Origin of the sequence: Streptosporangium lutulentum, assembly GCF_030811455.1 — a bacterium.
Classification (GTDB): Bacteria; Actinomycetota; Actinomycetes; order Streptosporangiales; family Streptosporangiaceae; genus Streptosporangium; species Streptosporangium lutulentum.
Genome location: NZ_JAUSQU010000001.1, coordinates 3,324,396 through 3,342,096, shown reverse-complemented (window position 1 = coordinate 3,342,096; position 17,701 = coordinate 3,324,396). Strand labels below are relative to the sequence as shown.

Genomic DNA, 17,701 nt, shown 5'->3' with positions numbered 1-17,701 from the left:
TCATTCCGAGTGGTCAGACTCGGCGGAGCCTGCGGATCGGCGGGATGAGCAGCAGGGCGGCGCAGACGGCGGCGGTGACGCCGGTCGAGACGAACAGCAGGTCCCGGGGGTCGACGATCGAGGAGACCGGGCCGACGAGGGCCTGGCCCACGGCCACCCCCGAGACCGAGCCCGCGACCTCGTAGGCGGTGACGCGGTTGAGGACGTCGGGGGCCACCTGGGTCTGGACGCTGGTGGACCACATCACCGACCAGAACGCCCAGGAGGCGCCGCCGATCAGATGGCCCGCCATCAGCAGGGGGAGCGGCAGCTCCAGGGCGACCGACAACGGGATGCAGGTGAAGCCGATCAGGGCGACCCCGCCCGCGGCCAGGGGGCGGGCGGGGCGGAAGCGGATCGCGACGAGGCCGCCGAGCACGGTGCCGGTGCCGAGGGCGGCCATCGCCCAGCCGTAGGCGGCGTCACCGAGGCGGTCGCCGATCAGCTGTGAGCCGAGCGGGATGGAGGGGCCGAAGACGAGCATGCCGAAGAAGACCCAGACCAGGATCACCGACCACATCCAGCTGCGGGAGCGGAACTCCGTCCAGCCGCGCCGCAGGTCGAGCAGGACCGTCGAGTGCTCCCTGACCCTGGCGGCGGGGGCGATCCTGATCAGGGCCAGGCAGAGGCCGCTGACCAGGAAGGTGGCGGCGTCGAAGGCGTAGACGGCGCCCGCGCCGGTCAGCGCCATCAGAAGTCCGGCCAGGACCGGCCCGCCGAGCTGGGTGGCGGCGTCAGCGATCTTGAGGGTGCCGTTGGCCCGCTGGGGGTCCTTCGCGACCAGCGGGACCATGCCGTTGACTCCGGGCTGGAACATCGCGGCGGCCGTGCCGGACAGCGCGGAGGCGACCATCAGCAGCCACAGCGGCGGGGTTCCGGTGAAGAACGCGACGGCGAGCACGCTCTGGGTGAGGATCCGCACCAGGTCCGCGCCGACCATCATGGCGCGTGCGCCGACCCGGTCGGCGAAGACCCCGCCGAACAGAACGAACAGCACGAAGGGCGCCGTCCAGACGGCAAGAACGTACCCCACACCCGAAACCCTGTAGACGGCCCCGACCGCCAGCGCGGTCGCGACCGGCATCATGGCGTCGCCCAGCAGTGACACCACCCGGGCGGCGAAGTAGAACGAGAAATTCCTGGTCCAGAGCGTGTCCGGAGTGTTTGAGGCGGCTTCACGATCGAGGATCGCGGTCATGTGGCGAACTCCATGATCCTTCATTCTGGACATCCGCGCGTATCCACACAGAAGCCATGAACGACATCATTGAGTACATTCGTGCCATGAGGCATCGCGTGGTCGCCCTGGTCGGCCCGACGCAGGAGATGTATCCGGTGACGTGCGCGTCCGCCGTGTTCGGCTATCACGGCCCCGACATCCCCCGGCTCTACGACTTCCGGCTCTGCGCCGAGCGGCCCGGCCCGATCCCGACCACGATGGGCGCCGACATCGTCGTCGACGACGGCCCGGAGGCCCTGGCGGAGGCCGACACGATTCTCATCGCGGGCTGGTGCCCCGGGCCGGACATCTCCGCGGAACTCGGCGAGGCGGTCCTGGCCGCCCACGGCCGCGGCGCGCGGATCGTCGGGATCGGCTGGGGCATTCACCTCCCGGCGAGCCTGGGCCTGCTGGACGGCCGCGGCGCCGCGGCCCACTGGGAGCTCACCTGTGAGCTGGGCCGGCGCTACCCGAGGGTCCGCGCCGACGCCACCGTCCTGTACGTCGACCACGGCGACGTCGCGACCGCGGGCGCCTCGGCCACCACCGTCGACCTGTGCCTCAACCAGGTCAGGCGCGACCACGGCGCCGCCCTCGCCATGCGGATCGGCCGGCACCTGTCGGCGGCCCCGCACCGGGAGGGGCGCCAGCGCCAGTATCCCGCGCTGCCGACGACCGGGCCGGTCCCCGACTCCCTCGCCCCGCTGCTCGACTGGATCACCGCCAACCTCGGCCGGCCGTTGACCCTGGAGGACATGGCGGCCCGGTCGGGGATGTCGTCGCGCACCCTCAGCCGCCACTTCGCCGAACAGCTCGGCATCTCCCCCGGCCGCTGGCTGCTCGACCGGCGCATCGCCGGCACCCGGGCCCTCCTGGAGGAGACCGACCTGCCGGTCGAGACGATCGCCCAGCGTGTCGGCCTCTCCTCCGCGGTCAACCTGCGCCGCCGTTTCCGCAACGCCCTCGACACCACCCCGGCCGCCTACCGCCGCTCCTTCCGCTGACCGCGGTCTCAGCCGCTCCACCCGCGTGCCCGGCCGTCGGCGGCGCGGTGAGCGGCCGGCCGTTCATCGGACGGGGGCGGCGCCCTTCCGCAGGGCGGCGTCGGCCTCGGCCTGGACCGCGTCCAGGTCGTCGGCGATCTCGGCGCCCGTGACCGCGTCGGGCAGCGCGTCCTCCATGCGCCGCAGCGGCCGGTACCACAGCCCCAGCGCGCCCCAGAGCATCAGCAGCGCGCCGCAGACGGTCAGCAGCAGCCCGACCCCGCGCCCCGGCCCCACTCCGACGACGTCACCGATGATCGTGTCCGCGAGAGGACCGCCCGGGACGAGGAGCGGGCCGAAGACGTCGTCGGCCAGCAAGGGCGCGGTGAGGAACGCCAGCGGTGTCATCGACACCGCCAGCATCTGGTTGGTGGCCAGCACCCGGCCCTGCAGCTCCAGGCCGACCTTGAGCTGGATGATCGCGAGCCAGTGCGCGTTCAGCACGCTGAGGAACGCCCACGACACCAGCCCGCCGAAGGCCGCCAGCACCAGCGAGGGCCGCAACCCGACCAGCAGCACCCCGGCCCCGAACCCGATCACGAAGCCGACCATGCCGATCGCGCGCCGCTCGGTGCCGCTCCAGAACACCATGATCAGGGAGCCGAGCACCGCGCCCAGGCCCTGCAGCGCGGTCACCGTGCCCACCCCCGCGGCGTCGCTGAACGACAGCACCGCGGGCACGGTCACGGCCAGGGCGAGCATGCTCAGGTAGTTCTGCACGACGAAGAACACAATCATGATCAGCAGAGGGCGGCGCCGTACGAGGAAGCGCCAGCCGCCGATGATGGCCTGACCGAAGGACTCCTCCATCCGGTGGAACAGCCGGTCGGGGAAGCGGACCAGCAGCAGCGTGCCGAGTCCGGCGAGGAACGTGACGATGTTCACGGCCACCACGCCGTGCAGCCCGACCATCGTGATGAGCGCGGCGCCGCCCAGCGGGCCGACGAACATGCCCAGGCCGGTGCCGAGGTTCGCCAGCGCGTTGGCCTGCATGAGGTACGGCTTGGGCACCAGCTGGGCCACCGCCGCCAGATAGGCGGGCCGGTGGAAGGCCGTCACCAGCGACAGCAGCCCGGCGATGATTCCGACCTGCCAGACCTCCAGCCGTCCCAGCCACAGCAGGATCACCAGGACCCCGGTGGCCACGGCGGAGACGCCGTCGCACACCAGCATGACCAGCCGCCGGTCCACCCGGTCGGCGACCGCGCCGCCCAACGGCGCCGCCAGCAGCGACGGCAACAGGGCGAGCATGGTGATCAGGGCGTAGTCCAGCACCCGGCCGCTTTCCTGGTAGGCCCACACGCCCAGCGCGAAAGAGGTCAGTGCGGCGCCGAGCAGCGACACGGTCTGTCCGGCCGCGACGGTGTAGAAGCGGCGCAGGCTCCGGCGGGCGCTCTGGCCCGCGACCTCGACCTCCCCGATCGGCTCGGGCAGGTCGCCGCCGGACCAGCGGTCCAGGTGTTCCTCGATCAGCCCGGCCAGGGTCCCGGCCTGATGCTTGAGGAAGTAGTGACCGGCCCGGGGGATCGTGGCCAGCTCCACCCGGTCGGCGAACGCCCCCCACTCGCGGTGGCGTTCCTGGTAGAGCTCGGTCGCGCGGTCCCGCTCGCCGATCACGCACAGCAGCGGCGCCTGGAGCCTGCGCTCCTCGAAGGTGGGGGAGCCGAGGCGGCGGCTGAACCAGGCCTGTGCCTCCCCGACGTCATGCCGCAGGCCGCGCAGCACGATCTCGGTATCGCCGAAATCCTCGTCCAGGGCGCCCAGCGTGCGCAGGAAGTCGCGCTGGGCGCGGTCGGAGGCCCAGCGGTGGGCGGGGAACCTCCGGTTCCACCAGGCCGACAGCCGTCCGGGCAGCCGTGCGTCGGGGAAACTGCCGCCGACGAAGACGCCGGCGACCGGCTTCCCGGACGCCTCCAGCCGCAGCGCCAGCTCGGTCGCGGCGGCCGAGCCGACGCAGTGGCCGTACAGCGCGATCGGGCCGGAGACCTCGGCCAGCTCGGCCACGAGCCGGTCGGTCAGCTCCGTCATCGACAGCATGGCCTCGTTGGGCCGGGCCGGGTCGTGCCCGGGCAGCTCGACGGCGAGCACCGCCGTGGTGGGGGAGGTGCGGGCCAGCTCGGCGACGAGCGGCCGGTAGGCGGCGGCCGAACCGCCGCCGTAGGGCAGGCAGACGAGGGTACGGGTCGCCACGCGCGGGCCGGCCAGGCGGTGCAGCAGCCCGGCCGGGGCCTCGGCGCCGCCGTCGAGGTGGGCGGCCAGCTCACGGATCGTGGGCCGGGTGAACAGGTCGATCACGCGCAGCGCCGGGTCGATCTCCCGGACGGCCCGCACCGCACGGAAGGAGTCGCCGCCCAGCGCGAAGAAGTCGTCGTCGACGCCGACGTCCTCCACCTCCAGGATGCTCGCCCACACCGCCGCGATCCGCAGTTCGGCCGGGGTGCTCGGCGCGACCCGCTCCGCGGCGGGCGTCGCCTCGGGAGCCGGCAGGCGGGTTCGGTCGACCTTGCCCAGCGGGGTGAGCGGCAGCTCGTCGAGGACGACGATCGCGGACGGGACCATGTAGTCGGGTAACCGCTCACGCAACCCCGCCCGGACCGCGGCGAGGTCCACGGAGGCGGGCGCGACCCAGGCGACCAGCCGCTGGGAGCGGCCCTCGCCGATCGGCAGCACCGCGGCCTCCCGGACCCCGGGCCGCTCCTGCAGGGCGGCCTTCACCTCGCCCAGCTCCACCCGGAAGCCCCTGATCTTGACCTGGTCGTCGACCCGGCCGAGGAACTCCACGAGTCCGGCGGAGTTGAGACGGACCCGGTCGCCGGTGCGATAGCAGCGGCCGGTCCCGGTCACCGGATCGGGGACGAACCGTTCGGCGGTCAGGTCGGGGCGGTTCAGGTAACCGCGGGCCAGGCGGGGGCCGGCCACCCACAGGTCGCCCGGAACCCCGGCGGGCAGCGGACGGCCCGCCGGGTCGACGATGTAGCAGTCGACGCCGGGCAGCGGGCGGCCGAGCGGAACCGACCCCGACCCCGACGGCGAGTCGGGCACCCGGCCGCCGAGCACCGAGACCGTCGTCTCCGTCGGCCCGCAGTGGATCTGCACCTCCAGGTCGGGGCGGGCGGCGCGGATGCGTTCGGCCAGCTCCCACGACGTCGCCTCACCGGCGAGGATCAGCAGCCTGCGCGGCAGCATCCGGACCAGGTCGCCGTGGGCGGCCAGCAGCTCCAGGTGGCTGGGCACCATCTTGATCACATCGACGGGGTGCGCCGTGAGATAGGCGGCGTACGCCTCCGGATCGACGGCGGCCTCCTGGTCCACGAGATGGAGCGCGGCGCCCCGGACGAGCGCGCCGTACAGGCAGGTCATCACCAGGTCGGCGGCGACCGTGGAGACCACGCCGTAGGACTCGTGGACGTCGGGCACCAGCTCGGTCAGGCCGTGCAGGTAGTGCATCGCCGACCGGTGCTCGATCGCGGTGCCCTTGGGCCGTCCGGTGGAGCCGGACGTGAAGATCACATACGCGAGGTGACCGGGGGTGACGTCGACCTCCAGGGGCTCGTCGGACCCGGCGGCCAGCAGGTCGGGCAGGACCAGCGCGCCGGGGACCCGATCGGCGTGCTCGCGGTCGGCCAGCACGACGCGCGCGCCGGCCGTCTCCAACATGTAGGCGAGGCGGTCGCCGGGGTAGACGGGATCCAGCGGCATGAAGGCACCGCCCGCCCGCAGCACGCCGAGGAGCGCGGGGACCAGCCCGCGGTGCCGGTCGACCAGCATGCCGACCGGTTCGTCCGGCCGCACCCCGGCCGCGACCAGGTGACGGGCCAGGCGGTTGGCCAGCCGGTCCACCTCGCCGTAGGTGAGCGACCCTGAGACGTCCACCACGGCGGTCGCCTCAGGCCTGCTCCGTATCCGGTCGCCGATCACCACATGCAGCGGCCGGGTCAGGTCCATCCGCGTCGGGGTGCCCGAGACGAGGGGCCCGGTCACCGGCTCCAGCGGTACGGCCGCCGCGGGCGCGTCCAGGTCGGCGAGCATGCCCTCCAGCAGGTTCAGGTACCAGCCGGCCATGCGCCGCACGGTCGACTCGTCGAACAGGTCGGTGCGGTAGGCGAACTCGCCGTCGTACTCCTCGCCCTGGTTGACGAAGGCGAGGTTGAGGTCGTACTTGGCGGTGCGCAGCGGGGCCTGCACGTGCTCCACGGCCAGGCCGGGGAAGTCCAGCGCCCGCGGGGGGTCGTCCAGGACGTTGAGCAGCACCTGGAAGATCGGGGTGGTGGCGAGGTTGCGTTCGGGGTGCAGGTGCTCCACGATCCGCTCGAAGGGCACGTCGCGGTGGGTGAGGGCGTCCAGCACGGAGTCCTTGGTCCGGGCCAGCAGCTCCCGGCCGGTCGGCTCGCCGGATCTGTCACCGCGCAGGACGAGCGTGTTGACGAAACAGCCGAGCATGCGCGCGGTGTCGGGGTGGAGCCGTCCCGCCTCGGGCACGCCGACCGGCACGTCGTCGGTGCCGGAGACCCGGCCCAGCAACTCCTGCCAGGCGGCCAGCAGCACCATGAACGGCGTGCAGCCGGTCTCGGCGGCGACCTCGCGGACCCGGGCGGTCAGCGCGGGCGCCAGCCGTACCGGGACGGTGGCGCCCGACCAGTCGGCGACCGACGGCCGGGCCCGGTCCACGGGCAGGTCCAGGACCGGTTCGAGCCCGGCCAGCCGTTCGGCCCACCACGCGAGGTCGCCCTCCGGCTGCCCGGCCAGCCACGCCGCGTAGTCGGCGTACAGCACCCCCGGCGGCGCGGGCGGCTCGGCCAGGCCGAGCCGCGCCGCGTACAGGGCGGACAGCTCGGCCAGCGCCAGGTTGCGCGACCAGGCGTCGAAGGCGATGTGGTGCACGGTCAGCGCCAGGACGTGCTCGTCGGCGCCGGGGAGGCGGAGCAGCAGGGCGCGGGAGGGCGGCTCGGAGTCCAGCGCGAACGGGCGGGCGAGCTCCTCCTGCAGCCGCGCCTCCAGCAGGTCGTGGTCGTCGAGGTCCTCAACCGTGATCGGGACCCGGCCGGCGTCGACCGGGGTGGCGCCCTCGTCGGTGACCAGGCTGCGCAGCACCTCGTGCCGGTCGGCGAGGTCGCGTACGGCGCCCAGCAGCGCGGTGGTGTTCAGCGGGCCGCGCAGCCGTACGGCGGCGGGCACGTTGTAGGCGGCCAGGTCGTCGAGCTGGTCGAGGAACCACAGCCGGGCCTGGGCGGGGGACAGGGGGTCGGGGCCGCCGGTCGCCTCCCTGGCGGGGATCACCGGGGCGGCCTGAGCGGCGCGGCGCGCGGCCGACAGCCGGGCCGTGAGGGCGCTCCGGTGCTCGTCGCTGATGGTCACGATGTCTCCTCCGTCGGTCTCATGACCGATTCACTGTTTCCGGTGACGACCTCGGTGAGCTTCGTCATGACCCCGCCTCCAGGTCGGCCAGGAGCAGGGATTCGAGCCGCACGGCGTAGTCGGCCAGCGTCCGCCGTTCGAACAGCAGGCGCACGGGCACCCGCAGGCCCAGGGCGTCGCTCAGCCGGGCCGCCACGAGGGCGGCGGTCGCGGAGTGACCGCCGAGGGCGAAGAAGTCGTCGCGCGCGCCGAGACCGGAGCGGTTCAGCACGGCGGCCCACACCTCGGCGACCAGCAGCTCGGCCTCGGTGCTCGGCGGCACCCGCGAGGCCTCGTCGCCGGGGTCGGGCAGAGCGGTGCGGTCCACTTTGCCGGAGGCCGTGACGGGCAGGGCGTCCAGGAGCATCCAGCGGCGGGGGACCATGTAGTCGGGGAGCCGGGAGCTCAGGCGCCGCTCCAGCTCGCCGGTGTCGGTCTCCGGTGGCGCGGCGAGATAGCCGACCAGGTGGTCGCCGCCGTGCACGGTCACGGCCGCGTCGGCGACGCTCTCGCGGAGCGCGGTCTCGATCTCGCCCAGCTCGATCCGGTGGCCGCGGACCTTCACCTGCTGGTCCCGGCGGCCGAGGAAGTCGAGCGTGCCGTCGGGCCGCCAGCGGGCCAGGTCGCCGGTACGGTAGCGGCGCCCGCCCAGGGGGTCCTCGGCGAAGGCCGCGGCGGTCAGCTCCGGCCGGCCCCGATAGTCCCTGGCCACGCCGGCGCCGCCGATCCACAGCTCGCCGGGCGTCCCGGCGGGCAGCATCCGGCCCGCCCGGTCGAGCACGTAGGCGCGCTCCCCGGCCAACGGCGTGCCGATCGAGACCTGGTCGCCGACCGGGGCCGTGACCTGGATCATGGTGGAGTAGATCGTGGTCTCGGTGGGGCCGTAGGCGTTCCACAGCTCGGCGACCCGCTCCAGCAGGTCACCGGCGAGGGCGGGGTCGAGCACCTCGCCGATGCTGACCACGCGCACGTCCCCGCCGCGCCAGCCGGAGGCGACCAGCATGCGCAGCGTCGTCGGGGTCGCGGTCATCAGGGTGACCCCCGCCTCCTCGATCCGCCGCGCGACGGCCCGCCCGTCAAGCGTGTCGTCACTGCCCAGCAGTTCCAGCCGCAGGCCGTGGCACAGGCTCACCCACAGGTCGAAGCCGAACACGTCGAACGAGAACGGCGTCAGGCCGAGCATCACGTCGCCGGGCCTGATCCCCGGGGCGATCGTCATCGAGGCGACGAACGCGGCGAGGTTGGCGTGGGTGATCTCGACGCCCTTGGGCCTGCCGGTGGAGCCGGAGGTGTAGAGGACGTAGGCGAGGTCGCCGGGTTCCACCTGTGAGAGGTCACCGGGATCCACCCCGTCCTGTACGGCCTCCGCCGACGACTCGGCCAGGTCGACGACGGTGCCGCCCAGCTTCGCGGCCACCGCCAGTCCCTCGCCCGCCGCGATGATCACCTTGGTGGAGGAGTCGTCGACCTGATGGCGGAGCCGCTGGAGCGGATGGCCGGGGTCGAGCGGGACGTAGGCGCCACCGGCGAGCAGCACGCCCAGCAACGCCGCGGGGAGATGACGGTCGCGGGGCAGGCACACGCCCACACAGGCACCCGCGGCCGCCGGGCCGAGCGCCGCGGCCACCCGCCGCGACCGGTCGACCAGCTCGCGGTAAGTGAGGACGCCGTCGGCGTCGACGACCGCCGGGGCGTGCGGGTGCCGTTCGGCGTGTTCCAGCACCGCCTCCACCACGGTCCGCGGCGCGCCGGCGGGCAACGGCACGCCGGTTCCCGCCGCCAGCAGCGCCGCCCGCTCCTCGGCGCCGACCACCTCGAACGCCGACAGCGGCCGGTCGGGGTCGGCCAGCGCGTCCGCCAGCAGGCGGACCAGGCGGTCGGTGAGGATCTCGGCCCCGGCCCGGTCCAGGTGCTCCGTGTCGTACTCGACCTGGAACTCGGACCCGGCCACCGTGTCGTTGACGTAGACGATCAGCGGCGCCTGGGCGCTGCCCGCGTCCAGCTCGCCGATCAGGTCCACGCCCACCCCCTCGCGCTCCAGGCGGAGAGGGATCTCCGACGGCTGGATCGAGAGCGTGACGGGCGTCAGCACCGCGCCGGGCGGGCGGTCGATGCCGCTGACCTCGGTCCGTTCCCGCCCGGGCAGCGCGCGGTGGTCCATCGCGCGGACGGTCACGGCTCCCGCGTGCCGTACGGCCGCGCGCAGCGTCAGCCCGTCCTCCAGACGCAGCCGTACCGGGACCACGTCGACCAGCAGGCCGATCACAGCCTCCAGGCCCTCCTCGGCGCGATCGGCCACGGCGGCGCCGAGGACGACGTCACGCCGGTCGGTCAGCCCGGCGACCAGCATGCCGAGCACTGTCAGGTAGACGGTGAACGGGGTGGCGCCGCAGTCGGCCGCGAGCTCGGCGACCCGCGCGGTCGTCGCCGGGTCGATCCGGCGCACGAGGCGCTCGCCGCGCAGGTGGCTGAGGCCGTCGTCCGGGCGGGGCAGCAGCTCGTACGGCGGGACCGTTCCAGCGAGCTCCTCGGCCCAGAAGGCCCGCAACGCCTCGGTGTCTCCGGCGGCCGCCTGCTCGCGCAGCACGACGTCGCCGATCTGGAACGCCGGCTCCGGGACGCTGCCGGGACGGGTGAGCTCGTCGAGGAGCTCCCGCATGACGACCCCCAGCGACCAGCCGTCGAACGCGCTGTGGTCGGTGAGGAGCACCAGCTCCGCGCTGTCCGGCCCTGACCACAGCAGGGTGGCCCGCAGCAGCGGCGACTCCCGGGAGAGGTCGAAGTCATGGGCGACCGCGGCCCGCCGAAGCTCGTCGGCCTCCTCCGCCGAAGCCGGGCGGTGCTCGTCCAGCGGCACCGGCACCGGCGGTCCGACCTGGACGGTCACGTTGTCCACGACGGCGGAGCGCAGGGCCTCGTGGCGGCGCACGATCGCGTCCAGCGCGGCCCGCAGCGGCTCCGCGGAGGTGAGGCCGCGCAGCCCGAGCCGGAAGGCGATGGCGGTGGCGCCGGGGTTCTGGCTGACCTCGCGCATCAGGCACATGCCGAGCTGGGTGCCGGTCAGCGGATAGCCGGTCCGCCCGGTATGGCGGATCAGCGGCGTCACGGCGGACGGAGCGGCCTCGGCGACGTACGACGCCAGCTCGGCGATCGTGGGCCGCGCCAGGAACGTCGTCAGCGGGACGCGGACCCCGAGGGTCTGCGCGATCCTGGCGCAGATCCTGGCGGCGGCCAGAGAGTGCCCGCCCAGGTCGAGGAAGTGGTCGTGGACGCCGACCCGCTCGACGCCGAGCACCTCGGCGGTGATGGCGGCGAGCCGGCGCTCGGTCTCGTCGCGGGGGGCGGCGTACGCGGTCCCGGTCGCGCCCGCGGCGGAGGAGGCCGGGGCGGGGGAGCCCTGGACGGAGGAGAACGTCACCGCGGGCAGGCGGGAGCGGTCGGCCTTCCCGGTGGGACCCACGGGGATGGTGTCGAGGAAGACGATCCTGGAAGGGATCATGTAGTCGGGCAGCCAGTCGCGCAGCCAGGACCGCAACCGCCCGTCGTCGAGGCCGGGACCGGCCGGTTCGACGTAGGCGACCAGCCGCCGGGTGCCCTCCTCGTCGGTGGGGGCGAGCACGACGGCATGGTTCACCAGCGGGTGGCGCACCAGCCTGCCCTGCACCTCGCCCAGCTCGACGCGGAAGCCCGCGACCTTCACCTGGTCGTCGATCCGCCCCTCGTAGAAGTAGAGCCCGTCCTTCCTGCGGACCAGGTCGCCGGTGCGGTAGTGGCGCACGCCCTCGGCGTCGGTCACGAACCGCTCGGCGGTCAGCTCGGGCCGGTTCAGGTAGCCCCGGCCGACCAGCGGACCGGCCACCCACAGCTCGCCGAGCTCGTCGTCGCCGAGCGCCTCGCCGCCGGTGCCGCGCACCGACAGCTCCGACCAGGCGTACGGCGTGCCGATCGGCGGCTCGTCCGTCCCGTCCCTGGGGATCTCCTGAGCGCAGCAGTGCACGGTGCACTCGGTCGGCCCGTACAGGTTCACCATGCGCCGCACGCCGGGGTTGGCGAAGACGCGGTCGGCCAGCGCCCGGCTCACCGGCTCGCCGCTGGAGAGCACCGTGCGCACACCCGGGGGCAGGGGCTCCCGCAGCAGCGCGGTCAGCGCCGAGGCCGCCGCGCTGATCATCGTGACCTCGTCCCTGGCGGGCAGGGTGTGCAGCGCGAGGGGGTTCTCCGCCATGATCACCGTGCCGCCCAGCAGCAGGGGCAGGTAGAGCTGGGGGACGGACGGGTCGAAGCAGACCGAGGTCGAGGCGAGGAAGCCGGACAGCTCCTCGGCGGTGAAGTGGTCGGCGTCCCAGCGCAGCAGCGTCATCACGTTGCGATGCTCGATGGCGACGCCCTTGGGGCGGCCGGTCGAGCCGGAGGTGTACATGAGATAGGCCAGATCAGACGGGTCGCTCGGCAAATTCGGATCGTTCCACAGCCGGTCGTCGATCATGTCCGTCAGGATGAGGCCGCGCTCGGGGAGCCGCTCCGACAGCGCCGCGGAGGTCACCGTGTGTGACACCCCGGCGTCCTCGATGATGAACTCCAGACGGTCGGCCGGGTAGGTCGAGTCCAGCGGCACGTAGGCGGCGCCGGTCTTCCAGACGCCCAGGAGCGCCGCGATCAGCGTCTCGTCGCGGTTCAGGCACACGCCGACGGCCGAGCCCGGCCCGACTCCCCGGGAGATGAGTTCGTGGGCTATCCGGTTGGCCTGGACGTTGAGGCCGGTGTAGGTCGTGCGGGCCGCCCCGGCGATGATCGCTGTGCGGTAGGGGGTTCGTCGCACCTGCTGTTCGAAGGCCTTGTGGACCGGTTCGAGCAGTGCAAGGTTGCCAGCCAACTACGATCTCCATCTTGGTGTTCGGAAAAGGATGCATGGGTCATACGCGGGCAAGAGTGACAAAGAGAGCCCGACTTAGGTAGGCCAAAATCGCTTTTTTACCCTAATGAGATTTAGTTGGGTATAATTACCTTTGAGTAGCATTTCGACTACCTTGCGATATATGGCACCCCGTGGATGTCGAGGGATTAAAGGTCGCACTTAACGACATGTCGACCATATGTAATTAATCACTTTTTTCGGTCAAAACATGACATTGCGCAGGAAGCTCATCGGTGGTGGATCGTCGGTCTCTCGGGGGAAGGCGGCCGCGGGAGGTTGCGGGGACGGCCGATCGGATTTGGGGCCGGCGGCTTTCGGGCAGGCCGAAGTGCCGCCATCGCGACGGTCATTCGACCGCCTTCGATCGCGTTCGGTGAACTTTCATGGATATCCATGCCGATCGGGGCAATGTATCCAGATGGGCGATATCACCAATTTTGGTGTCTAGTGTCGTCTTCGCAGGGCATTCCTCATTTTCTTGTGAGAAGACGTTGCTGGACTAATATTGTGGGTTTTGTCTTGCAGATGACTTGGAAACGGCTTAAAGCGCGTGGCAGAGCCTTCCAACAGGCCGTTTTCCACGGATCGAGGGAGACCGCCGGAAGGCCCGCGCGGACGAGGGCACCACGGAGCCGGGGGCGCGCCGCTCCGTGAGGCGCCCGGCACACCGGCGGGCCTTCACACGACGGAACCGCATGCCGGGCGGTGCTTGACCCGAGCCTTCCCCGGAAACGACCGCGGGCACGTCCGGCCCTTCAAGGGCCGGACGTGCCCGGCGAAGCGTCGTCCCCGCCCGTGAGATCACGAGCGGGGTGGGGGTCACCCCCGGTTCTTCATCCCCCGGTAACGGCGGATGAGGGCGTTGGTGGAGGAGTCGTGGTCAAGCTCCGGCTCGGCGTCGCTCTCCAGTTCGGGGGCGATCCGGCCGGCGAGCACCTTGCCGAGTTCCACGCCCCACTGGTCGAAGGAGTCGACCCCCCAGATCGTCCCCTGGGTGAACACGCTGTGCTCGTAGAGGGCCACGAGAGCGCCGAGCACGTGCGGGGTGAGCCGCTCGGCGAGCAGCACGTTGGTGGGGCGGTTGCCCTCCATGACCCGATGCGGCACGACGTCCGCCGGGGTGCCCTCGTCCTCGACCTCCTGCCTGGTCTTGCCGAAGGCGAGCGCCTGCGCCTGCGCGAAGACGTTGGCCATCAGCAGGTCGTGGTGGTCGCGCAGCGGGTTGAGGCTCGCGCCGAATCCGATCAGGTCGACCGGGATCAGCCGCGTGCCCTGGTGGATGAGCTGGTAGAAGCTGTGCTGGCCGTTCGTGCCGGGCTCACCCCAGTAGACCGGTCCGGTGTCGTAGTCGACGGGGTCGCCGTCGCGGGTCACATGCTTGCCGTTCGACTCCATCGTGAGCTGCTGGAGGTAGGCGGGGAACCGCTTCAGATACTGCTCGTACGGCATGACGCCGACGGTCTGTGCCCCGAAGAAGTCCGTGTACCACACGGTGAGCAGCCCCATGAGCACGGGCAGGTTCTCCGCGAGCGGGGCCGTGCGGAAATGCTCGTCCATCTCGTGGAAGCCGGCCAGCATCTCGTGGAAGTGCTCCGGGCCGATCGCGACCATGGTGGACAGGCCGATGGCGGAGTCCATCGAGTAGCGCCCGCCGACCCAGTCCCAGAAGCCGAACATGTTGGCGGTGTCGATGCCGAACTCCGCGACCCGTTCGGCGTTGGTGGACACCGCGACGAAGTGCCGTGCGATCGCCTCGTCCGTGCCGAGCTGGCCGATGACCCAGTCGCGCGCCGATCGGGCGTTGGTGAGGGTCTCCAGCGTCCCGAAGGTCTTGGAGCAGACGATGAACAGCGTCTCGTCGGCGAACAGGTCCCGGGTCGCCTCCACGAAGTCGGTGGAGTCGACGTTCGACACGAACCGGAACGTCAGGTCGTGCCTGCCGTAGTGGCGCAGCGCCTCGTAGGCCATGACCGGCCCGAGGTCGGAACCCCCGATGCCGATGTTGACGATGTTCTTGATCGGCTTTCCGGTGTGGCCCTTCCACTGGCCGGAGCGCACGCGTCTGGCGAAGTCGGTCATCCGGTCGAGCACCCCGTGGACCTCCGCGACGACGTCGGTCCCGTCGACGACGAGCGAAGCGTCCTTCGGCATCCGCAGCGCGACGTGCAGCACCGCCCTGTGCTCGGAGGTGTTGATCGGCTCGCCCCGGAACATCAGGTCCCTGCGCTGCTCGACCTCGGACTCCCGCGCGAGCTCGGTCAGCAGGCGCATCGTCTCGCCGGTGACACGGTTCTTCGAGTAGTCGAGGTACAGCCCGGACGCCTCAGCGGTCATTCGCTCGCCGCGTCCGGGATCCTCGGCGAACAACTCACGCAGGTGGCGATCGCGGATCTCGGCGTGGTGCCGCTCAAGCGCCTTCCACGAGGCGCGGTCACGGAGCGGGATGGTCGGCATCGGCAGGTCCTCCGGTAGCTGTGGGAATAGCCGCGGGACGGGTCAGGTCCTGCGGGACGCACGGGGCGGAACCCTCCTCATGAGAGCACACCCATGCTCCCTGCCCGCGGACGGCACGCGTATCCGAGGGGCCCGCGGCACCCGTCCGGGCACCGCGATCCACCGCGCTCCACCGTGCTCGTTCGTCGGTCGGCCGAGGGCTCACGGACGTACTTCCGGGGAGAGCCAGTGGCCGGGCAGGGCGAGCCGGTCGGCGGTGGGCGGTCCCCAGCCGCCGGGCTCGTACGGCTCCGGCGGCTGGTGGCCGAGGGCGGGATCGACGATGCGCCAGGCCTCTTCCACGTTGTCCTCGCGGGCGAAGTGGCGGGGGTCGCCGGAGAGCGCGTTGGACAGGATCCGCTCGTAGGCGCTCTCCGTCCTGCCGAGCGCGGTCGCGAAGTCGACGGAGACGGGCACCTCCCGGGTGGCGTTGGCCTCACCCGGTTTCTTGGCGAGCAGCTCGAAGGTGACACCCGGGTCGGGCTCAAGCCGGAACCGCACGATGTTCGGCTGAGGGCGGGCGGCGTCGGCGGGCAGGAAGAGCATGCGCGGCGGGGGGCGGAACTCGACGACGACCTCGGTGCCGGTCACCGCGAGCGCCTTGCCCGCCCTGATCACGAACGGCACGTCCGCCCAGCGCCAGTTGTCGATCCACAGCCGCAGGGCGATGTAGGTCTCGGTGGTCGAACCGGCGGCCACCCCGGGGGTGTCGAGGTAGCCGGTGTACTGGCCGCGCACCACGTCTTCCGGGGCGACGGCCCGGATCGCGCGCAGCAGCCGATGCTTCTCGTCGCGCTCCGCCTCGGCGCCGTCATCCGCCGGAGGGTCCATGGCCAGGTAGGTCAGCACCTGGATCAGATGGTTCTGCACCACGTCCCGCAGGGCGCCGACCGCGTCGTAGAACGCCCCGCGCTCGGCGACGTCGAACGCCTCGGCCATGGTGATCTGCACGGCGGCGATGTGGGACCGGTTCCAGACAGGTTCGAGGATGCTGTTGGCGAACCGGAAGACCAAGAGGTTCTCGACGGATTCTTTGCCGAGGAAGTGGTCGACGCGCAGCAACCGCTCCTCGGGGAAGTATCGGTGCAACTCGGTGTTGAGCCGCTCGGCGGAGGCGAGGTCCTGGCCGAACGGTTTCTCCACCACCAGCCGGCCCCGGGTGTTCAACCCCGCCGAGCCCAGCCCGCGGGCGGTGGGCACGAACAGCGGAGGCGGCATGGCGAGATAGTGCACGGCGAACGCGTCGTCCCCGATCCGCCGCCCGATCTCGGCGAACGTGGCGGCGTCGGTCACGTCGCCGGCCACCAGGCCCAGCTTCTCGGTGAGCGAGCCGAGCACCTTCTCGTCCACCTGGCCGTACGCGGCCGCGACGCTCTCGTGGACGTGTCGCCGCAGCCCGGCCGGGTCGAGGTCGCCGCGGTCCACACCGATCACCGGGACGTCGAGCATGCCGCGGCCGGCCAGTCGGTACAGCGCCGGAATGATCATTTTTTTGGCGAGGTCGCCGGCGATGCCGTACACCACCAGGACCTGCCCCGACCGTGCGGTCGTGGTCGTGTTCACGATTTCCCTCCCCCCGCGCCACGCCAGGACGACGCCTTCGCGTGCCGGGTGACCGGCCGGGGTCTAGGGGGCTTCTATACCCACCGCCCCCGTGGTCTCACGCCGCGTCAGGGCAGCGCGGACCTGACCTTTGCCATCTGCGAACGGTCGCGGATCCGGCCTTCACGAACCCGGGCACCGTACGGCACCCGGGTCGATGAGCGGCTGTGATCGTGTCCGAAGGGGGACTCAGTCCGCGGTGCGGTAGTGGTAGCCGCATACCTCGCTGAAACCCGTCCGCTCGTACAGCCGGAGAGCCGGGAGGTTGTCGTGTTCCACCTGGAGATACATGCGGTCGGCTTCGTGCGCGCCGGCCCAGCCGGCCAGCGCGGCGAGCACGCCGCCGGCCGTGCCCCGCCCGCGCGCCCCGGGAAGTGTGGCCATGCCGAACACTCCCGCCCAGCCGGTGTCGGCGACCACGCGGCTCACCGCGACGACATCGTCCCCGATCATGGCGCAGGCGTAGGCGCACGGCAGCTCCACCCGATCGAGCATGTCCCACTCGGAACGGGGGTCGCCGCCGTGACCGTGCACGGCGTGCCAGGTCTCGAACCACGCGCGGGTCGGGCGGTCGTGCAGCCGAACCCGCGGCGAGCCCGCCGGCGCCTGCCCCAGGACACGCGCGGTCGACGCCACCTGCAACGACACCGATTTCCGGCGGCGATAGCCACGCTCCGCCAGGAGGGTGCCGAGCCCTTCAGGGCACGCTCCCGGGCTGATCTGAACCCGCGTGGCCGTGTCGTGGCCGGCGTAGAACTCCTCCGCCTCGACGACCCTGCGCACCAGTTCGCCCGGCTCGGCGTCACCGTGCGGCAGCACCGTCCCGACCCACCAGGAACGGCCGGGGGCATGGCGCAGCCACCACCCCTCGACAATTTTGACCTGCTCCGCCGGAAGGGCCCGGGCCGCTCTCTCCTGCAGGCCCCTCACCAATTCCGGGCTGCTCACGGCAGAGGGCATCGACACGTACATACCTCCGAAAACCATCAAGAATTG

General features: G+C 72.0%; 7 protein-coding genes. 1 reads left to right on the top strand and 6 read right to left on the bottom strand.

What is annotated here, in order from left to right; genetic code table 11:
• Window positions 1–13: 13 nt before the first annotated feature.
• Complete coding sequence (locus tag J2853_RS15020) at window positions 14–1,237, bottom strand: MFS transporter (protein WP_307558339.1); 1,224 nt, start codon at window positions 1,235–1,237, stop codon at window positions 14–16.
• A gap of 86 nt (window positions 1,238–1,323) precedes the next feature.
• Here J2853_RS15020 and J2853_RS15015 point away from each other — a divergent pair, with 86 nt between their 5' ends.
• Window positions 1,324–2,262: a GlxA family transcriptional regulator gene (locus J2853_RS15015; protein WP_307558336.1), complete on the top strand. Its 939-nt coding sequence runs from the start codon at window positions 1,324–1,326 to the stop codon at window positions 2,260–2,262.
• Between the two features lie 63 nt (window positions 2,263–2,325).
• On the opposite strand, the gene J2853_RS15010 is transcribed toward J2853_RS15015, so the two are convergent.
• The 5 genes from J2853_RS15010 to J2853_RS14990 form a co-directional block, all read right to left on the bottom strand.
• A complete protein-coding gene (locus J2853_RS15010) occupies window positions 2,326–7,656 on the bottom strand; it encodes a non-ribosomal peptide synthetase/MFS transporter (protein ID WP_307558334.1) in 5,331 nt (1,776 codons plus the stop codon).
• A 64-nt stretch (window positions 7,657–7,720) separates the two neighbouring features.
• Window positions 7,721–12,568, bottom strand: coding sequence for a non-ribosomal peptide synthetase (locus J2853_RS15005; RefSeq protein ID WP_307558332.1), 4,848 nt, complete (start codon window positions 12,566–12,568; stop codon window positions 7,721–7,723).
• 861 nt (window positions 12,569–13,429) lie between these two features.
• Window positions 13,430–15,064: a glucose-6-phosphate isomerase gene (gene pgi, locus J2853_RS15000; protein WP_307558330.1), complete on the bottom strand. Its 1,635-nt coding sequence runs from the start codon at window positions 15,062–15,064 to the stop codon at window positions 13,430–13,432.
• Between the two features lie 201 nt (window positions 15,065–15,265).
• Complete coding sequence (gene zwf / locus J2853_RS14995; protein WP_307558328.1) at window positions 15,266–16,666, bottom strand: glucose-6-phosphate dehydrogenase; 1,401 nt, start codon at window positions 16,664–16,666, stop codon at window positions 15,266–15,268.
• A 228-nt stretch (window positions 16,667–16,894) separates the two neighbouring features.
• Window positions 16,895–17,665 carry a GNAT family N-acetyltransferase gene (locus tag J2853_RS14990; RefSeq protein WP_307558326.1) on the bottom strand — a complete coding sequence of 257 codons (771 nt, stop codon included), beginning with the start codon at window positions 17,663–17,665 and terminating at the stop codon, window positions 16,895–16,897.
• Between the last annotated feature and the right edge of the window lie 36 nt (window positions 17,666–17,701).